The sequence below is a fragment of the Psychrobacter immobilis genome (assembly GCF_904846175.1).
GTDB classification, from domain to species: Bacteria; Pseudomonadota; Gammaproteobacteria; order Pseudomonadales; family Moraxellaceae; genus Psychrobacter; species Psychrobacter immobilis_E.
The window spans coordinates 305,774-330,414 of sequence record NZ_CAJGZM010000002.1 but is presented as its reverse complement, the minus strand read 5'-3'; the positions used below and the strand labels follow the sequence as shown (position 1 = coordinate 330,414).

The 24,641-nt window shown below is 39.1% G+C and carries 24 protein-coding genes and 1 tRNA gene; 12 read left to right on the top strand and 13 right to left on the bottom strand.

Features of this window, described 5'->3' with window-relative positions; translation table 11 throughout:
* Nucleotides 1–31 precede the first annotated feature (31 nt).
* Complete coding sequence (locus tag JMW39_RS03930; RefSeq protein WP_201544021.1) at nt 32–1,288, top strand: CAP domain-containing protein; 1,257 nt, start codon at nt 32–34, stop codon at nt 1,286–1,288.
* 170 nt (nt 1,289–1,458) lie between these two features.
* Here JMW39_RS03930 and JMW39_RS03925 read toward each other — a convergent pair whose 3' ends face one another.
* Nucleotides 1,459–3,249 carry a potassium/proton antiporter gene (locus JMW39_RS03925; protein WP_201544020.1) on the bottom strand — a complete coding sequence of 597 codons (1,791 nt, stop codon included), beginning with the start codon at nt 3,247–3,249 and terminating at the stop codon, nt 1,459–1,461.
* Nucleotides 3,250–3,626: 377 nt separating this feature from the next.
* Nucleotides 3,627–5,291, bottom strand: coding sequence for an alpha-keto acid decarboxylase family protein (locus JMW39_RS03920; protein ID WP_201544019.1), 1,665 nt, complete (start codon nt 5,289–5,291; stop codon nt 3,627–3,629).
* Between the two features lie 253 nt (nt 5,292–5,544).
* Here JMW39_RS03920 and JMW39_RS03915 point away from each other — a divergent pair.
* A tRNA-Gly gene (locus tag JMW39_RS03915) sits at nt 5,545–5,619 on the top strand.
* Between the two features lie 495 nt (nt 5,620–6,114).
* Here JMW39_RS03915 and JMW39_RS03910 read toward each other — a convergent pair.
* Nucleotides 6,115–6,351 carry a helix-turn-helix domain-containing protein gene (locus JMW39_RS03910; RefSeq protein ID WP_045456306.1) on the bottom strand — a complete coding sequence of 79 codons (237 nt, stop codon included), beginning with the start codon at nt 6,349–6,351 and terminating at the stop codon, nt 6,115–6,117.
* A gap of 122 nt (nt 6,352–6,473) precedes the next feature.
* On the opposite strand from JMW39_RS03910, the gene JMW39_RS03905 reads away from it, so the two are divergent.
* Genes JMW39_RS03905 through JMW39_RS03890 form a run of 4 tightly spaced genes read left to right on the top strand, consistent with a single transcriptional unit; the run spans nt 6,474 to nt 8,578 of the window.
* Nucleotides 6,474–6,689, top strand: coding sequence for a hypothetical protein (locus JMW39_RS03905; RefSeq protein WP_045456309.1), 216 nt, complete (start codon nt 6,474–6,476; stop codon nt 6,687–6,689).
* 26 nt (nt 6,690–6,715) lie between these two features.
* Nucleotides 6,716–7,960, top strand: coding sequence for a site-specific integrase (locus tag JMW39_RS03900; protein WP_201544018.1), 1,245 nt, complete (start codon nt 6,716–6,718; stop codon nt 7,958–7,960).
* On the top strand, nt 7,957–8,250 hold the full coding sequence (locus JMW39_RS03895; RefSeq protein WP_201544017.1) for a hypothetical protein: 294 nt from the start codon (nt 7,957–7,959) through the stop codon (nt 8,248–8,250). Before JMW39_RS03900 ends, JMW39_RS03895 begins: the two co-directional genes overlap by 4 nt.
* Before the next feature lie 10 nt (nt 8,251–8,260).
* On the top strand, nt 8,261–8,578 hold the full coding sequence (locus JMW39_RS03890) for a hypothetical protein (protein WP_227679226.1): 318 nt from the start codon (nt 8,261–8,263) through the stop codon (nt 8,576–8,578).
* 267 nt (nt 8,579–8,845) lie between these two features.
* Here the strand turns inward: JMW39_RS03890 and JMW39_RS03885 are convergent, their stop codons facing one another.
* The 7 genes from JMW39_RS03885 to JMW39_RS03855 all read right to left on the bottom strand — a co-directional run bounded on the left by JMW39_RS03885 (nt 8,846) and on the right by JMW39_RS03855 (nt 15,473).
* The gene (locus JMW39_RS03885; protein ID WP_201544014.1) at nt 8,846–10,087 is read right to left on the bottom strand and encodes a PD-(D/E)XK nuclease family protein; all 1,242 of its coding nucleotides are present in this window, start codon (nt 10,085–10,087) and stop codon (nt 8,846–8,848) included.
* Nucleotides 10,088–10,123: 36 nt separating this feature from the next.
* The gene (locus tag JMW39_RS03880) at nt 10,124–10,570 is read right to left on the bottom strand and encodes a DUF1810 domain-containing protein (RefSeq protein ID WP_201544012.1); all 447 of its coding nucleotides are present in this window, start codon (nt 10,568–10,570) and stop codon (nt 10,124–10,126) included.
* 94 nt (nt 10,571–10,664) lie between these two features.
* Nucleotides 10,665–11,672 carry a leucine-rich repeat domain-containing protein gene (locus JMW39_RS03875; RefSeq protein ID WP_201544010.1) on the bottom strand — a complete coding sequence of 336 codons (1,008 nt, stop codon included), beginning with the start codon at nt 11,670–11,672 and terminating at the stop codon, nt 10,665–10,667.
* A gap of 29 nt (nt 11,673–11,701) precedes the next feature.
* Complete coding sequence (locus JMW39_RS03870; protein WP_201544008.1) at nt 11,702–12,967, bottom strand: PD-(D/E)XK nuclease family protein; 1,266 nt, start codon at nt 12,965–12,967, stop codon at nt 11,702–11,704.
* Between the two features lie 21 nt (nt 12,968–12,988).
* Nucleotides 12,989–13,447 (bottom strand): DUF1810 domain-containing protein, encoded by a 459-nt coding sequence (locus JMW39_RS03865; RefSeq protein WP_201544006.1) that lies wholly within the window; start codon nt 13,445–13,447, stop codon nt 12,989–12,991.
* Between the two features lie 18 nt (nt 13,448–13,465).
* Nucleotides 13,466–14,554 carry a helix-turn-helix transcriptional regulator gene (locus JMW39_RS03860; protein WP_201544004.1) on the bottom strand — a complete coding sequence of 363 codons (1,089 nt, stop codon included), beginning with the start codon at nt 14,552–14,554 and terminating at the stop codon, nt 13,466–13,468.
* Nucleotides 14,555–14,615: 61 nt separating this feature from the next.
* Nucleotides 14,616–15,473 (bottom strand): PP2C family protein-serine/threonine phosphatase, encoded by an 858-nt coding sequence (locus JMW39_RS03855; protein WP_201544002.1) that lies wholly within the window; start codon nt 15,471–15,473, stop codon nt 14,616–14,618.
* A gap of 475 nt (nt 15,474–15,948) precedes the next feature.
* On the opposite strand from JMW39_RS03855, the gene JMW39_RS03850 reads away from it, so the two are divergent.
* The 6 genes from JMW39_RS03850 to JMW39_RS03825 all read left to right on the top strand — a co-directional run bounded on the left by JMW39_RS03850 (nt 15,949) and on the right by JMW39_RS03825 (nt 21,945).
* A complete protein-coding gene (locus JMW39_RS03850) occupies nt 15,949–17,004 on the top strand; it encodes a WG repeat-containing protein (protein ID WP_201544001.1) in 1,056 nt (351 codons plus the stop codon).
* A 250-nt stretch (nt 17,005–17,254) separates the two neighbouring features.
* Nucleotides 17,255–18,211, top strand: a complete 957-nt coding sequence (locus JMW39_RS03845; RefSeq protein ID WP_201543999.1) for a WG repeat-containing protein — start codon at nt 17,255–17,257, stop codon at nt 18,209–18,211.
* Nucleotides 18,212–18,264: 53 nt separating this feature from the next.
* Nucleotides 18,265–19,035, top strand: coding sequence for a hypothetical protein (locus JMW39_RS03840; protein WP_201543997.1), 771 nt, complete (start codon nt 18,265–18,267; stop codon nt 19,033–19,035).
* 180 nt (nt 19,036–19,215) lie between these two features.
* On the top strand, nt 19,216–20,421 hold the full coding sequence (locus tag JMW39_RS03835) for a competence protein CoiA (RefSeq protein WP_201543995.1): 1,206 nt from the start codon (nt 19,216–19,218) through the stop codon (nt 20,419–20,421).
* A 144-nt stretch (nt 20,422–20,565) separates the two neighbouring features.
* Complete coding sequence (locus tag JMW39_RS03830; RefSeq protein WP_201543993.1) at nt 20,566–21,039, top strand: hypothetical protein; 474 nt, start codon at nt 20,566–20,568, stop codon at nt 21,037–21,039.
* Between the two features lie 186 nt (nt 21,040–21,225).
* Nucleotides 21,226–21,945, top strand: coding sequence for a 3'-5' exonuclease (locus JMW39_RS03825; protein WP_201543991.1), 720 nt, complete (start codon nt 21,226–21,228; stop codon nt 21,943–21,945).
* An 87-nt stretch (nt 21,946–22,032) separates the two neighbouring features.
* Here the strand turns inward: JMW39_RS03825 and JMW39_RS03820 are convergent, their stop codons facing one another.
* The 3 genes from JMW39_RS03820 to JMW39_RS03810 are packed head-to-tail and all read right to left on the bottom strand — an operon-like array spanning nt 22,033 to nt 24,556.
* Entirely contained in the window at nt 22,033–22,779 is a 747-nt protein-coding gene (locus JMW39_RS03820) for a hypothetical protein (protein WP_201543989.1), read from the bottom strand.
* A gap of 42 nt (nt 22,780–22,821) precedes the next feature.
* The gene (locus tag JMW39_RS03815) at nt 22,822–23,475 is read right to left on the bottom strand and encodes a class I SAM-dependent methyltransferase (protein WP_201543988.1); all 654 of its coding nucleotides are present in this window, start codon (nt 23,473–23,475) and stop codon (nt 22,822–22,824) included.
* 19 nt (nt 23,476–23,494) lie between these two features.
* Nucleotides 23,495–24,556 (bottom strand): HNH endonuclease, encoded by a 1,062-nt coding sequence (locus JMW39_RS03810; RefSeq protein ID WP_201543986.1) that lies wholly within the window; start codon nt 24,554–24,556, stop codon nt 23,495–23,497.
* Nucleotides 24,557–24,641 lie beyond the last annotated feature (85 nt).

Here is a 24,641-nt window from a genome sequence, read left to right as displayed (position 1 = left end):
CGATACGCGGGTATAACTTTAGGGGCAGCTAGTGGGTAAAAATATTAGGGTTAGCATTTTATTATTAAGTACGTTTCTGGTTGCCTGTGGTGGCGGTGGCAGCGGTGATTCAAATAGCGATAAGCCATCAAAAAATGACGGCAAACTCCCAACAGATACCGAAACGTCACCAGGTAAACCACCTACTGAAAAGCCACAAGAAACACCAGAGGATACAAATACTCCGTCAGTAGGAGGCACGCCTGCCGAAAAAACTGAAACGATACCTATCAGTACAGTAAGTAATAAAAACCATCCTACTGCCTCCATTGCCGGAATGAACTTGATTAGTTTAGAACGGCAGGCTTGTGGGCTTGGCGGACTGTCGTATGATAATGATTTAGAACGTTTGTCAGTTCAGCATGCCCAGTACATTCAGCATGTGTTCTCAAATGCCAATGTGAACAGTTTTAATGCTCATAGCCAGCAACCTCTGGTGGGCTTAGAAAAAACAACGGGCATAAACAATCCTTATTATTCTGGCGTTAATTTTAAAGATCGCCTTATCGCTGCCAATTATCCAAATAGCAGCTATATCGCTGGTGAAAACATTTCTCACAGAACCGCCTATTCTTCGAATGGTCTGAGCTTATCGCCTGATACTCATGCAATAGATATGGCGCGCGGCCTGCTATCAGCCCCTTATCATATGCGGACACTGGTAAATCCCAATATGAATAGCACAGGCGCAGGCTTAGTCACTTATACACCTTTTGAAAAAGACGCCAACACTTCTAAAGGTTATTTGTTCGTCACGAGCATTGCAGGAAGCATTACAACCCCTAAAAATATTGCCAATAAAATCATCACCTACCCTTGTGCCGCAAGTATAGGGGTGAAGACAGGGCTATTTAATGAATCTCCCAATCCTGTTCAGGGCACAAATCGTAACTTAGCCACTGACCCTATCGGTCACCCCGTACATATTAGATTGGCCGATGCAAACACTATCAAAGTCAGTAATGTGAAAATTATCGATGTCAAAAGAAATATCAATATTCCTATTAATATGATTGATACAGATAATGATCCGCATAAAGGCACTTCCTATCAGTTACCAGCAAACGAGGCTTTCATACTGCCTATTACCGATCATTTAAAGAGCTGTGAAGTCGGTAATCGTAAAGGCCAAAACTGTGGTTTGTATGGTAATAGCGACTATCAGGTAAGCTTTGATATTTTGATCGACAATGAAAACCTAGAAACGAGAGCATTTACCTTTAAAACAGGTCCGGTCAATTACAGCTAAGAGCTCTTCTCATTCGTAAAAACTTCAGCAAATAAGAAAAGCCCTATCTTGTGCTAGTAATAACATTTGACAGGGCTCTTTTCGGCTTAGAAATAGGCCATTTATCCGAAATAGTTATGAATTTTTAGTTAACGACCCATTCTTACTTCAAGCTATCAGCGGTTAAGTTACTATGCTTGCTTAGCCAATTCTTCACGTTTTAAACCAATGGTTCTAAGCTTGCCTTTATCATCGACTTCCTTGATAACCAGTGACCATTCATCATTAATTGCCACCGTATCGCCGGAAACCGGTGCCATATCTAAGCTATCTTTGACATATTCAGCAACCGTTTGCTCCCACATATTTTTTTCGTTATCTTCAGGTTTGGACTTAAGCTTATCGACCAATGATTCGGAGGTCATCACACCAGTAAAAAACGGTAAATCGCCCAGTTTAACGCTCGGCGATAGTAGCCAATCGCCATAAAAATCATCGATGGCTTTACGATCCAAAGTGGTATCATTAAAAATCTTAGCTATTTGGCTGGCATGATTGCCACGCATGGCATACCAAACGCTATCACCAAATTTCAGCTTAGTATCTTCTTCAACAATCACAATTTGTTGCCCACGTACCAAAGCAAAAACACTAATCTCATTAGGGTTAACGCGGTTAGAGATACCCCTCGGATGGCGACCAATCGCAAATGCACCTGACTTTACTTGGAACTGATATAAGGTAATACTCGCCTTGTCGGACACCCAAACCTCATGCTTCTCCTCGGGGTCTTTATTATTAGGAATACGTACTTTGAATAAATCCGCCATAAAGGGAATGGTAGTGCCTTGCAAAATCAATGATAAAACCACCACGCCAAAAGCAATATCAAATAGCATAAAGGCGCCATCAATACCTGCCATCACTGGTAAAATCGCAAGGGTAATAGGAACAGCACCGCGCAAGCCAACCCAAGAAATAAAACCGATTTCTCTGTCTTTAAACTTAAAGGGTTTAACGCTGCTATAAACGGCGATAGGACGGGCAATTAAAATCATAAAGGCGGCAATCGCAACAGAGTAATACCAAACGTTGATGACGTTTGATGGCGTGACCAATAAGCCCAGCACAACAAACAATACCGCTTGTGATAACCATGCAAAGCTGTCCATCACCCGCATGACATGCTCGGTCGAGCGTACTTTATGGTTTCCTATCAGCACCCCAGTGAGATAAACAGCTAAAAATCCGCTCCCACCGATCAAATTGGTCGCTGCAAACACCGCCAAGCCAGCAGAGAGTATCAAGATGGCATACATGCCTTCTGCCAAATGCACCTTGGGCAATAATCGCGCCAATAAGTACCCAAACAGTAAGCCCATCCCTAAGCCAAAGCTAAGCTGTTGTAACAGCAAGCCTAAAAAGCCAAACACGGTTTGTCCGGCAGGGTCAACATTTAAAGCAATCAATCCTGTCACCAACAGAATAGCTAAAGGATCGTTGGCACCAGACTCTAACTCTAAAGTCGCTTGTACACGGTCGTTAAGTTTGACGCCGCCATTACGCAGCAGTGAAAATACTGCTGCCGCATCGGTCGAGCCGACAATAGCCGCCATCAATAGCCCAAAGCGCCAATCGACATCAAGCAGCCAGGTGACGAATACACCCAGTATCATGACCGTCGCAAGTACACCCCAAGTGGCAAGCGTGATTGCTGGTTTCAGTCCGACTCGGAAAGATTTAAAAGAGGTGCGCAGTCCACCATCTAGCAAAATACAGGCCAACGCCGCCTGCCCGACGAAGTTAGCAATGCCATATTGAGAAAACTCGATACCCAATATACCTTCTTCGCCGGCGAGCATCCCGACGACTAAAAATAATAGCAGAAGAGGAACGCCCAAACGCGCCGATAGCGTACTTGCCATGATACTGGCAAAAATTAATACTGCTCCTACGAGATACAGGATATTTAAGGTATCCATCTTTTTTAAGCCCTATTTTTAATCATTATTATGTGAGTGTGCGCTTTAATATTTTCTAGCGTCGTTGTTCCAAAAAGTTGCAAATTTAAGTGCTCTAAATTAAATAATCTTAATTTAATTTTCTTAAACATCTAACCTTAAAAGCCTACTCTATTGTATAACATAGAATCCTAACGGTAGTTTGTGTTAAGCGTCGCTAGCCTGCAATTCATATAAAAATGTCAATGACTACTCATTTATATCGTCCAATCATAAAGGCTTTTAGCGCACCTATAAACTTTTTAACCATCAAAAAAGCCCTACTTAGCATAACGCCAAATAGGGCTTTTCTTGTTTATAAACGCTTAATAAATAATTTTAGTGAAAAAACCTTATATCTACTTAGGCTTAAGGGCGGCACTGATATCAGCTAATAATGGTGGAATATCATGCTTATCGGCAATCACCTCTAACATCACCAATTTATCTTTGGTAGCAGCTGCTTTCTTTAAAGCTGCTTTTAATTCGCCAGCAGTTTCCACTTTCATAATTAAGCTATTTTCTTCCGTTGCACCAAAGGCTTTTGGCATCATCTGCCAATCACACTTGGGAATATCATTATAGCGTTGGTTCTCACCATGAATCGCGCGCTCAACGGTATAGCCGTCATTATTAATCAGTACAATCACAGGATTAATGCGCTCCTGAATCATTACTGCAATTTCTTGAATGGTCAATAAAGCAGAACCATCACCAATCAGTAAGATACTGCGTTTATGCGGTGACGCAATCGCACCACCTAAACTCGCGGGTAAGGTATAACCAATCGAGCCCCACATCGGCTGACCATAAGACGTCACACCTTCTGGTAGACGCACATCACTGATACCAAAATACGCCGTACCTTGGTCAGAAAATACCAGATTTTTATCATCGAGCGCATCAGCGATGATGTGCCATAAATCATCTTGGCGAATAGGCTCATCATCCTTGCCATTTTGCTCATGGGGTTTCATCTCTCTACAGAACTGCTTAGGTACGATATTGATACCCGAGGTCATGACTTCATGCAGTGTTTGCAGGGCATCCTTTAGCGCAATCGGGGCAAAGTTCTGACCGCTAATAGACGCACGCTCATAATGTAAATCGACCACGACTTTTTCATCGATGTCTTGGCTAAAGCCTGCGGTAGTGGTATCGGTATATTGCACGCCGATTTTAATTAAACATTCGCAATTTTCTACTGCGTCTTTAACCACAGGACGCGATGCCACGCCAGCATAAGTACCTGCCCAACGCTCGCTATTTTCATCAAGCAAGGTTTTGCCCCATGATAACGTTGTATAAGGAATGTCGGTATCAGCAATTAAGGCTTTCAGCTGACTCTGTAATCCCAAACGATGCACCATCAAGTCTGCCATCAAAGTCGTAGTTTTATTGGGTAAAAATTCTATCAACGCTTGCTTAAAGTCTGCTAGCGCCGCTTGGCTAGTGATGTCTTCTTCACTATCAACAAGCTTAGTCGTCGGCGGATAAATCGGCGTTTTTGCCACATCTGGTGATAGCAATAAGTAACCTGGACGATGCTTTTTAAGAATCAAGCGGATGACACGATCAATCTCAGAGGCAGCGTTATCAGGTGTAATGTGCGCCCGTGCGACTGTCACTGGTTCTACCATTTTAATAAAGTGGTTAAACACCCCGTCACCCAAGGTATGGTGGATACGACGTTTTGAATCTTGCAACGCCGTACTAGGCGCACCGACCACATGCAGCACTGGTGCATATTCAGCAAAAGAGCCAGCGGTAGCATTAATCGCCGACAGCTCGCCGACACCAAAAGTCGTCACCATAGCCGCAAAGCCTCGCTCACGTGCATAGCCGTCAGCTGCATAACCAGCATTTAACTCATTGGTATTACCAACCCAGCGTAATTTATCAGAAGCAATCACGTTATCCAAAAACGTTAAATTAAAATCACCGGGCACACCAAATATTTCAGTCGCACCAGCTTCTGCGATGCGATCGAACAAATAATCAGCGATGGTATATTGTTGACTCATACTACTTATCCTTAAGCGTTATGTTTATTAATCATAAATATGATGAAAGTCATTATAAAACTGCATTCCAGCCTATTTATAGAAAGCAAAGCTTTTGGAATGTAGATTATAACAATCTGTTATATCATAGTTCTATACTGGAATAACATGCCTACTTTGCTAAATTTTACTTTTCTTCTTGATGACTATTGACACCCTCAGAAAACTGCGTATAATACGCCTTCATCAACTGACGATAGTTAATTGATAATTAGCGGGAATAGCTCAGTGGTAGAGCATAACCTTGCCAAGGTTGGGGTCGAGAGTTCGAATCTCTTTTCCCGCTCCAAATATTAAGAAAGCCTCACTTAACAGTGAGGCTTTTTTTTGTCCATTTTTTAGAGGTTGTAGCGATTTCTAACGAATATTTTTTTAAGAATAGTTAAGTTTAGCTACTCAATAAAAAAGCCCATTTTCGGCGTGGTGCCCATTTGGTGCCCAAACTGTGCCCTACCCTAAAACTACAAATGCTTAACTGACCACAACCTTGACAATTTATATCGTTGACACCTAACCTAAAAGGTCGAGTGTCATCTCAACTTTGAACCCAACCTCAATTCATTAAAAATCAATTAAAACTGCAAGATTAAAATACATTTCATTTTTTCAAAATGTCATTAAAATTTGTGGCACCCGTATTTACAACAAGACTGCCTAAAATTAATCTTTTTCTTGAAAGAGACCACAACCTAATATTTGATAGCAATTGGACCAAGTAAAAGCTTTAGTATATCTAAGCTTAATAACTCGTAACTCCCTGCTATCAAATGCCTTAGTAAGCATTCTAACTTTCTTCTGAAGCCCCTTCCTCACAAACCTTATCTTCTTCATAGAGGATAATATCTCCAGGTGTGCAATCCAAAAGCTTACAAAGCTCATTTAATGAATCGAAATCTATTCGAGTGACTTCATTATTGTACATCCTGTATAAAGTAGACCTTCCTAGTTTAGACAACCTATCAGCATCCGCCACACGGATACCTCTTTGTGCAAATAAAACAGGTAAATTGAGTTTAATCATACATAAAATCCCTAAAGTGATAATAAAATGCTTGCAAGTGATAATATTTATAGTTAATATGTACTCATTAGTGATAATTAATAACTCACTAATAGTAAATTTATTCCACACGGAGAACTATTATGTCACAGACTTATCTCACTACTCAAGAATTAGCTGAACGTATCAAATACGATGCACGTACTATCCGTAACCAACTTAAGGACACTGTCTTAATTGAGAACATCCATTACATTCGTCCTTTTGGCGGCCGTAAGATTTTATATGTATGGGAGCGTATCGAAGAGGATATGTGCAAGCCGGTTATGAGTGCCATCAACGGTATGGCTTTACAGTAAGTTTTATTTAAACAAGGAGATTAACAATGGCATCAGTAAGAGCAAGGCGTGGCAAATTATTTATAGATTTCACATTTATGAATATTCGTTGCCGTGAGACAACAAACTTCCCTGACACTCCAGCAAACGTTAAAAAGCTGACTTTAGTAGCAAAAAAAATGGAAGCTGAAATAACCCTAGGCATCTTCGACTATGGCGCTTACTTTCCGAAAAGTACGCGTTTAAAAGAGATGACAGCACTGGCTGATAGAGCCGAAGCTTGTATCAGTCGTAATCCCACCTTTCGGCAGTTTGTTGATATTTGGTATGAGGAGAAGAAGATTGAATGGCGGCCGAGCTATCGGCAAAAGACGCAGATTATTTTGAACAAGTATTTGTTGCCTGAGTTTGGTGGCAAAGCAGTACATACCATAAAAAAACCAGACTTGCTGACCTTCCGTAGCTCCCTCGCCAAAGTTCGTTACGGTAAAGATGGTCAGTCAAGTCTGTCAGTAGCACGGATCAACCAGATCATGATACTACTTCGTATGATACTAGAAGAAGCATCAGATCGCCATGAGTTTGAGATGCCTTATAAAAATATTAAGAATCTTAAGCAAGCACGACCTGATGTGAATCCTTTTACATTGAATGAGGTATGGCTGATTTTAAAGCATGTCCGTGCTGACTATAAGCCCTACTACACCATTCGCTTCTTTACAGGGATGCGTACCAGTGAGATCGATGGGCTTAAGTGGGACTGCATTAACTTTGATCGGCGGGAGATCAGTATCCGTGGTGCGTTAGTCAACGGTGAGATGGGTCCAACGAAGACGTTAGGCTCACAACGTGATATCGCAATGTCGCAGTTGGTCTATGACGCTTTACTAGAGCAGAAGACGCGTACCTATGGTAAGTCAGAGTTTATCTTCTGTAATAGCCAAGGCAATCCGATTGAGTATCGCAATGTGAATCGGCGGGTATGGAAACCTACGCTTGCCCTACTCGGTCTGAAACATAGGCGGGCTTATCAAACTCGGCACACAGCAGCAACGCTTTGGCTGGCTGCTGGTGAGAACCCTGAGTGGATTGCTCGCCAGATGGGTCACAGTAGTACGGAGATGCTGTTTCGGGTGTACAGTCGCTATGTCCCCGATATCACACGCCAAGATGGCTCAGCAATGGATAATTTGCTACTAGCGAGCAAGGAGAAGCTAACCAGCGCATCGAATAGCTTTAAAGCTGATGGAATGACTGCTAATGCACAAACTGACAAGGAGACGTCACTATGACAATTATCAATTATGAAGAGCTGTTTGCTGAACTTAAACCTGACGGTGCAATCAGTGCAGATGCAAACCTTATTGCTAATGCATTAATGCGTGAGTTGTATGTTTCATCGGGTCATAACCTTGCTCGCTTCTTGGGAGTAAAGCGCTGCTTTAATAACGATATGGCAATGCGTGTATGGGTACAGAAACACTTGGATTCCAGTCTTGGCTATGTGATAGAGGATATGCGTTGTCAGCTTCAGAGCGAGCTTTATGAGCTACTACCGCACTCTGACTATGTCGGCTACTAAGGAGAATGTGATGAGTGTAAAACTTCAGCCGAATATGACGCAGAACGCACGAGATCTAAGAATCTGTGAGGATTACTGGTCATATGATAATAAAGGTGATTATATTGCTCATGTAGAAACCGTCTGTGAAAAGTATGATATTAGCGCACAAGTACTATTCAAGACAATCGGTGAGTGTTTTGCTTATTTAGATGATGTGCGATGCGAATACTGTGGTTATGTGTGCCCTTTACAGATACCAGCAGACATTCCGTATATGCGCTCAAAAGAGCGTTGGTGCTGTGAGGTATGTGAGCATGCTGTATGGCGGGAACATAATCATAGATAAGTCGTTCAAAATATTAAAGCCAGACAGCTTAGGTTGCCTGGCTTTTTTCTGGATGATATATCTTGGGGCTGTACCGATTTAATGTATTACTGCTCAGTAGGACTAGAAGTCAAAAGGACTTAGACTACAAAACACCATGAAAAAACAGATATAGTTTAATTATTATCTTCAATCTGCGTAACCAAGGTCTCTCAAGTTATTGTCTACGAATTTAACAGCATGGATCATGATTATTGAGTAAAGCATTCTAAAACTATATTCTTCTAATCAATATTTGATAAAACAATCATTGGCTTTTAAGATGTTAAAAACCTTGTCCATTTCTTCTAAAATCTTATCTGCCATTGTGCCTTGATTTATCATTAGCCATGCCTCACTCGAACCCTTCCAATCCTGTGGACAAAAGTAATAGTATGCTGGCCATGATGGTGATGAAAGGACCTTCCTATCTGTTAAGACGTCATTTAAAACTGTTTTCATTTTTTCCGTATATGGACAAGCTCTTGCTGCTTCTGCGGAAATAAACGCAATGCCTAAACATGGGCGGTCAAAATTTGCACCTTGAAACTCAAAGCAAATATATCCATTATCATAACCAGGTATTAGGAAATAAATCTGTTCATATCTTTTACCGTTACCAATATAACTAACATCCACCTCATAATCAGTTTTTTTACATTTTGCTAATAAGTCTATTTTCAGCTTTGCTATAAGCTCTTTCTTCATGCGATCTACTGTATTAGACACCTTGATACTGGCATCGATGGTAGCTGCATCTTTTTTAATAATATTTAAAACTGCATTATCTTCATTCATATCTTCGATCCCCATAAACTGTTTTTGAATAAATTTAACTAGCTGTACAATAAATTCACTGACGCTGTGATTCTGGCATTCAACTTGGCAAACTTTAAGCCAATCAATTAAGTCACTATAACGAAGAGAACTATATTGATTGTTATTGATCCATTCCTCTAAAGTAATAGGGTCGACACTTTTCTTATCAGGTGTATCGTTATACTCGTTTAGATAAATAAGATGCCAAGCAGTATGCCTTCTATTCTCAAGCTCAATAGCATAATCTTTCATTTGCTCAAACTGGTCTACCGCATAGGGCTTATTCTCAATACAGATACCATAGCTATTATCACCCACCTGACAGCTCAAATAAATATCCATACGGCGTTGGGTATTGCTTTTCCCAGTTACTTCTTCAAGAAAAACTTCCGTTTTCTCAAGGTTATTAAGAAAAATTTGCCTTTCAGGAGTTTTATACATACTGGGTAAGCAATGCTCGACGAAGAGCTTCAAAAAGGTTTCTTGCTGTGCATGACTGCCTCTAGGATCAAGAAGAGCCGCTAAAATACGGCTAAGTCCCAACTCATCCGTATTGATATAATCAAAAGTATTAAAATCCGGTGAAAGCTGCCGGCTATAAAGTGCTTGCGCTGTCTCTAAAGAACTTATCTTTTGGCTCACTTCGTTTATCAAACTTTGTACTGTGCTCATAATCACATGTCCTTTTAGAGTCTCGTTCGGTTTTAGTCACTTAGCTTGCTGATCATCGATTTGCTTTAACATTTTGATAGAGTTTATATCGTAACTGCCTTCAAAATACTGATCCAAAAGCTCGTTAAAAACACATTTTTTATTAGAGGATGCTAAAGTAAACAACGTAAGCGAAGAGTGCAATTTCAGCGTATCGATTGATCCGAAAATTTCTAAAGCGCTTTTATCAGGATGCAACAGCAGTAGTTCCGCGCACTCTCTTAACCGTGCTCCAAGCACGTCATGCTGCAAATACTCCTTTGCTTGCTTTAGACTCTCAATTGCAAAACGCCGAGCCATTGTGCTGTATCCCAAGCCTTTCACCTGTGGAAAAATAAACCACATCCAATGCATGCGCTTCTGCCCTTCGGTTAACTCTTTAATAACCGATGGATAAACAGTATTTTGAGCTTGGATAAAATCATTAAACAAAGCTGTACTCATATCTCTCACCTTCTATATTCTTTGCTTCTTAAGCGATAATCGCTTTCCAACGATGCCTACAATTTTATTTAAGCTATATTTATATTTAATACAACTACGAAACCATATATATCATACCCATCCAACAGTGCTCATTCTTATCGACAACTTCTGTATTATAGAAAGTATATTCATCTTTTATACCAATTTTATCAAAAACATCTACTACAATTTTAAAATCATCAAGCGTAAATTCGCGATCACTTTCAGCTTGAAACATCATAGCGTTTATAGTGGTATCTTTAGGAATCTGATCAATGATCTGACTGAGCACTTGGTCTGATTTAGACATTCCTAATGCGCTAGCTTGTATAAACTTACCAGGTTTCGCAAAACTTAGCGCCTCTTCAACGTCTGGATAGGGTATAGCCGTAAACTCGTTGCAAAATACACCTTTAAACATATTCATGACTTTTTGCACTTCATCAGGCTGACAAATAATAATGCCATCCACCACATCAAATTGCTTAATAGTTTTTTCAGTCGTTTGCAAACCGAGTAAGAACTCTGGCGCTGTTTTGAATCTTAGATCAATTAGTGATTTTTCATCCCAATTATCACTAATAAGAAAAAATCCATAACGGGATAGGTCATATTCGCTCATTTGCGGCGTATACAACTTGGTAAAAGCAATATTTTTAATCCACAACTCATTATTACGATACCTTTCAATAATGCTCATCGGTAACTGATTAACTAAATGAGCAGGGATATCTAATCCACGTAGATGCGTTAGGTTAGCCAAGCTATCAGGAAGCTGTTCTATTTTTTCACTAATGACAATAAGCTCCTCTAACTCACTTAACTGCCCTACTGACTCTGGTAAACGCTCAAGCGCTTCACAATTTAGCGTTAGGTGAGTTAAGTTATATAAGTAGCCAATACTTTCAGGTAGCTTAGTTAATTGGCTACAATCAATACTCAGGTCTGTTAACGCTAATAGTTCCGCCTGATTGCATGGTAAAACATCTGCAGAAACCTTAAACTTATCAGCCCATGTCCACAGCTCTGTCATCCATTGTTCTATATCGTTGTTTCCGACTTTACTATTCAGCTCTGACATATAATGGGCTTCTTTGTTTGTTTAAAAAATTATTTACTTAGTAAATTATTATCGTTTAAAACTTCATAATACCCATCAAGTTCTTTAATTATTTTATATGCCATCTCACCGTTATGAATTTGTTCCCACGGTTCAGTTTTAGACCACCAATCATGTGGTTCAAAACTGTACCAAGCACACCAATAACCGCCCTTTGACTTATCTTCTTCTGCTTTTATATTTTCACCAGCAATACTATTGCTAGATTTACACTTCGTCAGAATTTTTTCATAATATTCATAGTCTGGTCTTACATCCTCATTAGCTATAAAGATACCCAAGTAAGGAAAGTTAAAAACCGTACCTCCGAAACCTAAACAAAAATCTAGAGCACTTTCTTTAATATTAAAGGTAATTTGCTCTTCTTTATTAACACCTTTTAATTCTGTTTTAATCATTAAATAAGGTTTGTTTTCTTTTTCAATAATCATCATGAGATCGCGCTGTAATTTCTCAATGAGTTGCTTTTTCATTTCATGAGCACTTAAAGCGATTTTGATAGAGCTAGCAACACTCTCTTCGCTAAACGACATAACCTCTAATATCGACTTTAACTCATTCATATCCTCTACCCCCATAAACTGCTTTTGAATAAACTTAATTAGCTGTGCAAGAAACTCACAAACGCTATGATTCTGACATTCAACTTGGCATGCTTTGAGCCAACCTAATAATTCGCTAAAACGAAGATGCGTAAATCTTTTCTTATCTGTTAAAGCTTTTAAATTATCAGCTTTGATACTATATTCACTTGGTCCGTTATCAGATTCATTCAGATATACTAAATGCCAAGCTTTAGGATGTCTTTCTTCGAGTTCTATAGCATAATCTTTCAACTGTTCAAATTGATCACCCGCATAAGGCTTGTTCTCAATGCAAACACCGTAACTGTTATCACCCACCCGACATTGTAGATAAATATCCATACGGCGTAGGCTATTACTTCTTGATGTAACTTGCTCAACAAAAACCTTTGTTTTATCAACATTATCAAGAAAAATCTGCCATTCAGGTGCTTTGTATATAGTAGGTAAGCAGTGTTCAATGAATAGCTTAAGGAATACCCCTTGTTGAGCATGGCTACCCATTGGATCAAGTAAGGCAGCTAATATACGACTAAGCCCTAATTCATCAGTATTAATGTAGTCAAAGGTATTAAATTCTGGCGAGAGCTGTCTGCTATAGAGTGCTTGCGCGGTCTCCAACGCCTTCACCTTCTGACTGACATCATTTATCAAATTTTGCACTGTGCTCATATTCATACCTTATTTAGTAAATTATTTATTTAACAGATCTTTTTTCCAATCACTCAACTGCATCAACATTTTTATCGTGTCTATATCGTAATTGCCTCCAAAGAACTGATCCAAAAGCTCGTTAAAAACACATTTTTTATTAGAGGACGCTAACGTAAACAACGTAAGTGAAGAGTGTAATTTCAGAGTATCGATCGATCCAAAAATTTCTAAAGCGCTTTTATCAGGATGTAACAATAGTAATTCAGCGCACTCTATTAGCCGTGCTCCAAGCATATCGTGCTGCAGATACTCTTTTGCTTGCTCTAGACTTTCTATTGCAAAGCGCCGAGCCATCGTACTATGTCCCAACCCTTTAACCTGTGGAAAAATAAACCACATCCAATGGGTACGCTTACGCCCTTCGGTTAACTCCTCAATAACCAATGGATAAACAGTATTTTGAGCTTGTATAAAATCGTTAAACAAAGTTTCACTCACAGTGCTTCTCCTATGTAATTAGTTTTCATAAAGCTCTATCCCACTCTGCAAACGCTCAAGAATCACTGTTTTCAGCTCACTTGGCTCAACAACCACGGCAAGCTGCGACATACTTACTAACCAATCTTGCAGACGCTTAGTATTGGCAACAGTAGCGCTGACTCGATTCCAAGTATCATCTATCATAGTAATCTGCTGATCTTGTGATAATGGACGCTCATAAAGATGATGACAGGCATATTTTTGTACCTTTAAAATCAATTTTATCTGAGCATTATCAGTTGGCTCCAACTTGCCCCGCTTACGCAAATACTGTAATGACAGACTGTCTCGCCCTACCCAGTCAGGGACAGGTTTATCTATGACTACTCCCTCAGTAATACGATTAACTGCAAAATTACGATGCGCTTCTAGCAGCACCTCATCATCGATATGATCATCAGTAGGATTAAAGCCTGTGAGGTAGATCATATTGTCAATAAAGATAAGTCCTTTGGGATAGATGACTCTCTCAGCAGAACTGCCATGCCATTTATTTTGATAGCTTATTTTAAGTTGCAGTCTATTTAGCAGAGCTTGGTGAATGCTTGCCATTACATCATTCTTAAGCGTCGGTGCTTGCACTATACTCGGTAAAGTAATGAGATAATCTTGCCATTGTCCTAGCTTACTTTGATGGAAATCATCCTTATTATGCCGACCTAATTGGGTGAGCTTATCTGTGATATTTTGCTTAAAAGATACTGGTAAATAGTTTGCGGTATATTTATCTAGCATCTCCCAAAAGAACACTGTTTGCTCATTGATAATATCGATATTAAAGCCAGGCTCAATATAAAACCGTGCTGTCTGTCCACTAATATTTTCACCCCACGCTGGGACTCTCACTAATGCGTTACTATAAAAAATATCGTTAAATATTTGATTTAAGCCAATCAGATCATTCTCTAAGTTTTTACGTTCATTAGCGAAATTATCTGAATCATCACCATAACCAACCATAAGCTCTGTTAATGACATAGCATCATCTTCACTCCGAGGCAGACATTGATATAAAGCGAATAGACGTGTCGACTTTGTATAGCTTGCGATTGGGTGTGTGGGCATATGGGTTTCTCAGTTAAATCGTTCAATGGTAAGTTTATAGCTTCATTACTAAAACAATGGTTCAATCAAAACGAACCAAAATCGCTGTCCCATTATCATAAGCATCACCCTCTGAATCATAAACTTGGTTTTTAAGAGTGATTAGCCAATGCTGTAAATCTGTCTCCGCACTGACAGTTTGCCACTCATGACTCGGTACTAAGTCATGAATCCCATCTGTACACACCAAGAGACAGTCGCCACCATTAACCTCAATCGTTAGAGATATGCTCTCTGGTGCTTCACTGCTTGTATAACTGTCATCAGTGGTCAATGCAAAGCATTCAGTAATGCTATATAAGCTTCCCGCCATCCCTTCTCGGTTATAGTCTGAAAACTCTGCGTAGCGACCTTGCTCATGCGCCTTCTGGTCGATGAGTTCATTTAGCAGATTATGATCTCGAGTCAGGCACTGCCATTCTGCCGCGCCTTCGGGTAGCCAATAAACACGACTGTCACCCAGATGTGTTATCGTCGCCTTTATAGTTCCATCACTATTTAACTCTCCAACCACCATTGCGAGGGTTGCCGCGGCACCATGACGCTTAGATGAATGCTTGGTTTTATTAATCAGCTGATGAATAGTCTCTGAACGGATGCTCTTATGCTCGCTCCATAGCCGACTAACTGCTTTTACCACCGCCTTTGAGCAGTACTGTGAATAATTAGAGCTGGCAACACCGTCAGAGACTGCTAAACACAAAGGAAGCTCGACTGATGTCACTGCCATCACTCCTAAGTCTTCTTGATACCAATTATCCAAAAAGAAAAAAGCGTCTTGTTGCAGATTATTACTAGCGTTACCTTTGAAGGTGATTGCACAAGCTTGTGCTATAGGAAGCATATTTTGGGCTGCATGGTTATTTGAAGAGATATTCATGATGCTAAGCCTATATATTTATCATACAGGCTAGTATAACGAACAACCTATAAAATTATTTTCTAGGTTAGATTTTATCTAAATGAAATGCATACATTCAAAATTATTTTTCTCGAAAGCGAGAGTCATCTAAATTCGGTTTTTGTACTGATTAATAGCACTAAAGTTGATGTCTATATCTTGAATAATTATTCCACCTACTTGCCTCTTAAACCTAAATAAAATAACCCTTATTTCCTTTATCAAATTCACCTTGAATTAAACTAATGTTTGTATATGAAACTAAGTTAATTATTGCTAGAATATAACCATTTTATTAAAGTGGATATGCGTCATGTATCAAAACAGTTTCTTTTTTTAAGTAGCGGTTCAGCAGCGTTATTAAAATTAAAAAGCTATTTACTACTGAAATTTGACGTCAAATTAGCGCTAAATCTTCAGCAAACAATATAAGAGTATAAAAAGGACAATTAGGATGTTAGGAAGAAAATTTATTGTTTTTTCAGTAATGGCAAGCCTTGCCCTTAGTGGTTGTAGTAAAAACGAGTCCGTTCCAGACACCGTAAATACTACCGATAATATGAGCGTCGAATCAAAAAAAATCGAGACAGAATTAAATAAAAAGCCGAATACAGAAGTGGCACCAGAGTCAGATGAGTCACCAACTGTAAAGACTGATTCTAAATTGGTCCAATATACTGTGGCTAATGGTGAGTATTCAGAAGTATGTGGCTTTAAAAATAGTGAAGGAAAGATTATCTTAAAAGCAGAGTATGACTTCTGCGGTGATTTCCATGATGGCATGGCTTATCTACTCAAAAAGAATCTAAAGTCTGATTCTGACGGCGGCTATTACATTGGATACGTTAACAACTCAGGCGAGCTTGTGATCCCAGTAAATATCGAAGCAGATTATGGCTGGATGCTGGATGCAAGAGATTTCAGTGAAGGCGTGGTCGCTATTCTAAATAAAGACCAATGGGGATATATGGATAAAGAAGGAAACACAGTTATTCCTTTTAAATATGAAAGTGCCTCAGATTTTTCTAACGCTCTAGCAACAGTATCAAAAGACTACAAATACGGCGCAATTGATCATTCTGGTAAAACGGTCCTTGGGTTTAAATACAACCATTTAGGGGAATTTAAAGATGGTTTGGCGAGCTTTACACCGGCAAACTCAGAAAAACATGGCTTTATTAATGCTAAAGGCAAAGAAATAATTGCACCCATTTGGGATCAGGCAATGGACTTCTCTGAAGGGCTAGCTGCGGTCGCTAAAGGTGACTATGACAACGCTAAGTGGGGATTCGTTGATACCTCAGGCAAAGTCGTTATAGAACCACAATATGATCATGCTTTTCTTGAACCAGGTGGAGATTCACCCGATGTCATTGGTGGCTATTTTGAAAACGGTACTATGGTTGTGTACCAAGACGGTGAGGACGGTCAAATTGCGGCGATTACGATTGATAAAAATGGTAAAGAGCTTAAGCGAAAAAACTATGCAAATTATTCTGATTTGCTCTGATAGATCCATAGTCAAACATAAAAGCGGTCTACACCCATAACGTCATTTCTCAAAGTTAAAGTGACAAGATAGTAAAAATAAAAAAGGTTTTATATCTTACTTTATACCTGTGAAGTCTCTTATTTTGAGGGATAAACCCGCAACTACCGTTCGTCGGATCAATATTTTAACGCTAAATTAAGCGATATAATTTCGAATACGAATCGAGTTTAAAAAAAACATCTTCATTCAATAACAAGGAATACAACTTATGATTTTATCCCCTAGCCGTTTGCTTTCTCTGGCTGCTGCACTTAGCCTTTGCTCTTTTACATTATCTGCCCAAGCTTATGTAGATAACTGCAAGCCACCAAAAACAAAATACGCTGAAGTATCTTGCACAGCAGATGATAAATATTTTGTTGGACACAACGCTGACTATAGCGTGCAAACCTTATTGGACAAGCAAGGAAAGGCACTACTAAGTTTAAAAGGTTATGAGAATGTAGACTACTATGGTATTGAAAACGGTGTCTTTGCAGTGATGAAAAATGGCAAAATCGGCTATATGAACACTCAAGGTAAACTGGTTGTGCCAATGGTCTATGACAGCCTAGGAGATCCTGATAGCAAATACGATGAGAGATGGGCTGAATCTCCATCGCAAGGTCGTATCATAGTTGCCAAAGGTGGAAAATTAGGAATTATCGATACTTCTAACAAAATCATTATGCCTTTTAGTAATAAATACAGTTCTATTGAATCCTTTAGTGAAGGCGCAGCACCTGTGATGTCAAAAGCAGGTAAATGGGGTTTTATCGATAAAGAGGGTAAAGAAATTATTGCTCCGCAGTATAATGGAACAAACGGTCACTTTGGTGGCGTCTACGGTTTCTCTGAAGGATTAGCTGGTATGGAAAAAGGCGGGAAATGGGGCTATATCACTAAGACAGGTAAAGTCGCTATACCTTTTGTTTATGATGAAATACGTCCATTTAAAGAAGGCGTCGCGGGCGTCTTAAAAGGTAATAAGTGGGGCTTCATTGATGGCACGAATAAAACCATCATTCCTTTTAAATACGCTGATAGTAATATTGAACGGTATAGCGTCAATTATATGGGTGCCAACTATTTCATATTCGAAGATGGTGTAGCAGAAGTTGCGACTATCAATGAGCAGACGGTTTGTATTAATAAGTCAGATAAAAAAGTAGCCTGCCCACAATAAATGCGTTTTGCTATTTATGAATAGTTATTAACTACTTTTAAAGGAATTATATAGTGCTATCAAATCGTCTACTTTCAGCTGCTGTTTTTATGGGCTTTATTGCTTTATCTGGTTGTTCTGACAAAGCCGCCGTTGAGGAGACTAAGCCAGAACCCACTGCTAAAGAGGCAGTTACCACAGAACCTGTCGTGACTGCCTCAACGGATGCAGTTGAAACCGAGAAATCAGCAGAAGAGGCAGAGGTTGTCGTTGAAGAAAACCCACCTAGATTTGCCAGCATTACTGACTCGCTTGCGCTTAAGCCAAATGCAGAGTGGAGTTGGGATACATTAGCAAACACACCTAATATTAAAGATTGGGATCCTAAAACACCTACTAAAGATGAGTACTTACCTGAAGAAAATGGTTATTATATTTGGGGTGAATTAGATGATGTAGGTGGCATGAGAATAAGGGGTACTAGGGCACAACCAGAAATAATAACTATTGGCTCTGGTCAATCAGTAATGGAAGATGAGACAGGTAGTAAGGTATATAAAATTGAAGATCTATTTAGAGAAAGTGAGCTTACTCGAGTGAAATCGAACTGCGATACAGCTGAAAGTTCTTTATCCTCACAGTATTTTTATAGATGGCACAAACCAGGGTATCAACCGCTTTATGTCTACTCCATCACTGACCAGGCTAATGCTGGCGCCTCAAGTGATGTCGGTATCGCTAAAAGCTTCGATATTTTTTTTGATTCTGAATATAGTGATGATCTTCATAACTTAGGATCTTTCGATGCTGAAGGCAATAGTGTAACTTGTACTTTTGAACTCTAATCATCACTCAATACATTTGAATCTTAATGAACTAAATCATATATGTGAACCGCCCCAATATATTCGGAGACTCAACACTCTGAGAGAATAGGACCATACTAGGGCTGTTCATATTGCTCAGTATTAGGTAAGTTTAAATCGTGATACCAGTAGTTAAAAAGTAAAAAACTGGAGATCAATATGGCTTTTACTTGTATAAAGAATGATAAACAAATTCATAGTTTTGTATACAGCCTAAAAGACTGGATAGCTTTAAAAGAAGATAAAAATTCTAGCTTTAACATGGTTTGCTGTGGCAACCAAGCAACGCTGAAGACAAGTAAGCTAGGCACACAGTTTTTTGCTCATAAAATTAAACCTAAGGATTCTAACTGCTCTACTGGTGGTGAAACTGCAGAACACATACATATTAAATACCTTGTTATGAAAGAATTAGGTAGAAACGGTTGGGATGTAAAAGTCGAAAAAAGAGGGGTTACACCTAGTGGTGAGGAGTGGGTAGCAGATATTTACGCAGAAAAAGGCAAAGCCAAGATTGCTATTGAAGTGCAATGGAGTCCTCAAACCTTTATAGAAACAAGACGCAGACAAGAAAAGTATGCGCAGTCGGGGGTAAGGTGTGCATGGTTGCTCAGAAGTGGCTCAATGAAAGAGACAAATGCAATTACAGGCGATTATACCTACAGTACGAAAGATCTACCTGTCTTCTCTGTTTATAATAACAAGATGCAGAACGGACAAAATTATATGGTATATAACGTGAATAAGTTAGATAGTAACAATAGCCAGTATAATCATCGTTCATTCAAACCTATTACGCTACCATTAGATGATTTTATACAAAGATTAGTATCACAAGGTATAACTTTCATACCTTGTGAGCGATTTACTTCTACAAAGTTCAGACTTAAAAATAGCCCTATCGTTGAAATGTTTTTAGCATTAAGCAATGGATTTTGCAGCATATGCAGTCACTCTAGCAAGATAGTTGCAGAAGTGCGGTTTAAGGAAAACTATAAAATACGTTCTAAGAAAATAAAAAAATGTAGCGCTAAAGAAATTGAAAATATTAATAAATATTTTGCTGAAAAGTATCTTTTTTCACCTATAAAAAAAATACGCAGTCAAATTCTTAATAAAGATTTTATTGTTAATTCTTGTACTCAGTGTGGTTTTCCTATAGATCGTGATGGTGAATATGCAAGCATTTCAAACAAACGTATTACGAAGTCAATTTTTATAAAGCGTAAAGGTCTTAATACGGAAAAAATCTATAATGCAAACACTATGATTAATACAGAATGTGTTTATAGCTTTAATAACAGTATAAAAATTAAATATAACGAGAGTTTTAAGTTTGGTAAATGGATAATAAAAGAGAGATAGTAAAGCAGATTTCTGACCTCTGCTGTCAAACTTGTATTTGAGCATGCAAACATTGTTTTTGAAGAGTGGTAGTAGCGATTTGCAACGAATTATAGAACACAAGAGCGGTCGCAGTGAGCGCGCTTCAAACAAAAGGTGCATAAAATGAAAAATTTGATGTTAGGATTGGTTACTGTAATGATTTCTTTTGGGGCTAATGCGGAAAAATGGGACTACTCATCAGGTGACGATGATTTTGACAGAAGTTTTGTGGCGGCGTCCATTGCTTCGGACAAGGATGGTTTTAGCGTCGTTATCTCTAATACAGTTGAATCAGGTTATGAGGCGTCTATTGGTATCCCTGATGAATACACTGCATCAGATTGCAGTCTCACTAAGTGCGAGATAACGCTATCAGCCAAGGATAAAAAGTCTAAGACATTTTCGACGGAGATAGATGGGTTTGGTAATGGGTGGGTCGTTGAAGAACAACAAAAGGCATTTCTTGCTTATTTTGAAAGCAACAAAGTGGTTAAGTTGAAAGCGCCTGTCGGTAAGATCTCAAAGACTGTCACATTTACTCAAGAAAAGCGCATAAGCTCTAAAGATTTAGAAGCCAAAGGCAAAAAACGTAAGTAACCCAACGCTTATTGTGGGAAATAAAGCTAGGTGATGCTTTAATGAAAACTCAACGATACTTGTAGCCTTCGATGGGTCTTAATAATGCTCTGATTAGAACTATAGATTCAATCATATAACGGATGCTGTATTAGCTAGGCGTATACGCCAGCTGAACAAATTATTTCACCTCTGCAAAGGCCAATTATGACCACATACATACTCGACACCGAAACCACAGGGCTTGTTGAGCCGCACATGACGGAAGCCGCCTACTCTATTGTTGATATCATTAATGGCAAGGTGACTGTGTTGCAAGCGCCAAGAGCGAAACGTTTTAATCCTCTGAAAGAAATCAGCCTAGGCTCTATGGCGATATCACACATCTGTGATGAGGATGTGGCGGATGAACCACCTCATACAGACTTTAAGCTACCTAGCAGTGTTGAGTACTTGGTTGGTCATAATATTGATTTTGACATGTCCGTTCTTAAAAATGCTGGCGTGACCCATGAGCCTAAGTTAATTTGTACCAATGCAATGGTTAACTTTCTACTTCCTACGCTTGAAAGCCATAAGCTAGTATCCCTCCTCTATCACTTTCACCGTGATATAGCCCGTGCTCAAGCAAGAGATGCTCATACTGCCATTGCTGATATTTACTTCACTGAGCTGGTGCTTGGTAGTCTGATTGATTTGGCGAATAGCCAAAGTTATGAGATAAGTGATGTGAAGAGCTTATATGAATTTAGTGAAATGGCGCGCGTACCCACGCATATGAGTTTTGGTAAGCATAAAGGTGAGGCTATTGCAGATTTAGCCACTAGTTCTGAGGGTACTGGCTATCTTAAATGGCTATTGAAACAAGATACGGTTGATCCTTATCTAGCTGAGGCTTGTAAGAATGCTTTAGATCAGTCTTCTTAAATATACGTATCATCAAGCTAGCGCTTTTATTGTTCGCCCATTTTACCGGCTTGTAGCATCAGTATCATAAAAGCGAAAACCATCGTATTATTTTTCCTGTTGCATTCCCTCATACAATTGACGCCGACGCTCTTGCGCCGCTTGATAACGATGAGCTTTAGCCAGCTCAATCTCTTCATGAGTTTGGATTAGATCAGACGCCATAATAAGCGCTTCATCCATATTGATCGTATCGACATACATAGCATTACCTGTGAGAATTGAACGCAATACTTTATTGGCATTAGTTTCATGAAGACTTTCAATCACAGCAATGCATCTATCAACATCAGCTAACTGTAGCTTAATCATCATTTGGGCATCGTAATAAGATTTATAATAACCATTACTCACTGCCAGACACCATAATGCTACTAATACTTCAGGGCTGGCGACAAGTATATCAGCCACGCCAAATATCTCTTTAGGTATAGACTGACAAAGTGTAAGAGCTTTAGGGGCGCTTTGGAATGAAAGTTCAAGAGGATATTTTTTAGTCTCATCACTATCATCTTTGACAGCAATGATGAGCTGTTGGTAGGCATTCCATATAAAATCAATGCCATGCTTTTTAAGGACGCTTTCAAGTTTACAGCAGTCACTTTCAGAAACCCTGAAATTAATATTGGTAGTCGCACGAGGAGGTGCATACTCCGAGTATGCAACTGTTCCAATAACCACGTACTCAATGTTTTCTTCTGACAAAACATAGATGAGCTGTTTAAATAAGTTTTGGTATTTATTCATTCGGCTATCTGATTCAAACAACCTTAAAAGTTCCATTGACTCACTCATATCTACCCGCCAAGTTTTATATCAGTTATTGTCAGTTGTTACTCATCGTCTTGCAGAACTTCTAATATGATCATTCTTTCGTTTGATCATCACATTGAACCATGTATCTTTACAGTCGGCTCTTTTATCGGCCGACAACCATATATCACATTCAATCACTTGCGGTATTTTAGCTACAATGGTTTTCCAGCGTGCTTCATCCATATCACAAAAGAAACGCTTCTCATCTACTCGCTCCCCTTCTCCATATTTAAATGACAAGTACATTACGCCTTCATCAGTCAAGGTATCTAACAATGACTCTATAATGCAAGGTAGCTCGAGAAAAGGTACGTGTAGCAATGAGGCGCAAGCCCAAATACCAGTGAACTTATTTTCCCAAGCCTGCTTTTCAATACTGCAAAAGTCTAGATCATACCAAGTAATTCTGCTCGATATATGATGTTGCCGAGCCCACTGAATTAACTTAGCACTGGCATCTATTGCTGTTACGTCATAGCCCTGTTTAGCAAAATAATCCGCATCTCTACCTGAGCCACAGCCGACATCTAAAATACATTGCATGTCTCTTTGAGGGAGCTGATTAATAAATAGCTCGTATAAATCATGCATATCTATACTTACCGTTTGACCAGCAAACTCAACGGTATTTTTATCATAATAATTAAGCGTTCTTTTAGATAATTGATTGATCATAAGGTGACATATCTATTTATCAGGCTCTAAGCTGTGGTAGTGCATCAGGATTAATTGGCCGCAACTTTATACCTGGTTTTGGTGACCAGACCAAATCCTCATGCTCCACCGCTATTTGATAAGCCCACTGGCTAATCGTCTCTGAGCGTTGCTGGTTGGTTATAAAACCTATGGTTTTTGCTTCCTTTTCAATCGTATTGCTGTGCTGTTGATTACGTTCTAACCACTTCTCATAAAATAATTCTTCAGCCAGATAGTCACGTTTGCTGTTATTACACTTATGATCAGTGAGTACAAAGTTATGAGTGGTATCAATGGGGTATTTCGACCAAGGAATGAAATGATCAACTTCGATGTCGTTTTTAAGTGGCTTATTACAGTAGAAGCACTGCCCTTGTTGGGTATCAATTAATATAGACTCTAAGACCTTTAAACTTTGTCTTGATTGATTAAATAGAAATTGTTGCAGGTCAATATCATCGCTAAAATAAGATTGATTGTGACGGTTCTTACGCACGAACTCTGTCCAATATTGCTGACAAAGTTTATGAATTATCTGACTGAAACGGGTAAAGCAATATGCAATCCCAGGCATCAATATTATCGCGTTTTCTTTAGGCTTATAAACATATAGAAATTCGCGACTGACCTTATCTTGGGCACTTTGTAAATACTTTGCCGGGTTGTTTTTGATGGTCTGAGCAATTTCTTTAATCGTTAACTGCCACTTTTTAATATCACGCGTACAAGCTACACGTATGCTGGTAGTTTTAGTCTCTTGTTGCAATTTCAGTATGCTAGTAATAACCTTAGCTTGACTCCCTGCATTACTCTGTTTCAATACAGAGTCATCATCTTGATGTGGAAACGGCAGTGATTGTGTCCAGTAAAGCTGAACAAACTGCTCAGCTAACTGCTGATAAGAAATACTGCACTCTCTGCCATCATTAACCCCAGACTCTATAGCTAAGTTAGCCGTTGCTATTAGTAAGGCAAACTTATAGGTCGAGGTATAAGAGCTAGACTCAAGCAACCACTGAATACGTTTTAGAAAATTGAGCTGAAAGTCGGCTGTAGGCACTATGAGTATCCTTTTAAAATAAAAAAACTTATTTTAATAAAAAGAGGTATATTACTCATGAAAATTCTCGCATAAGTCATTTGAT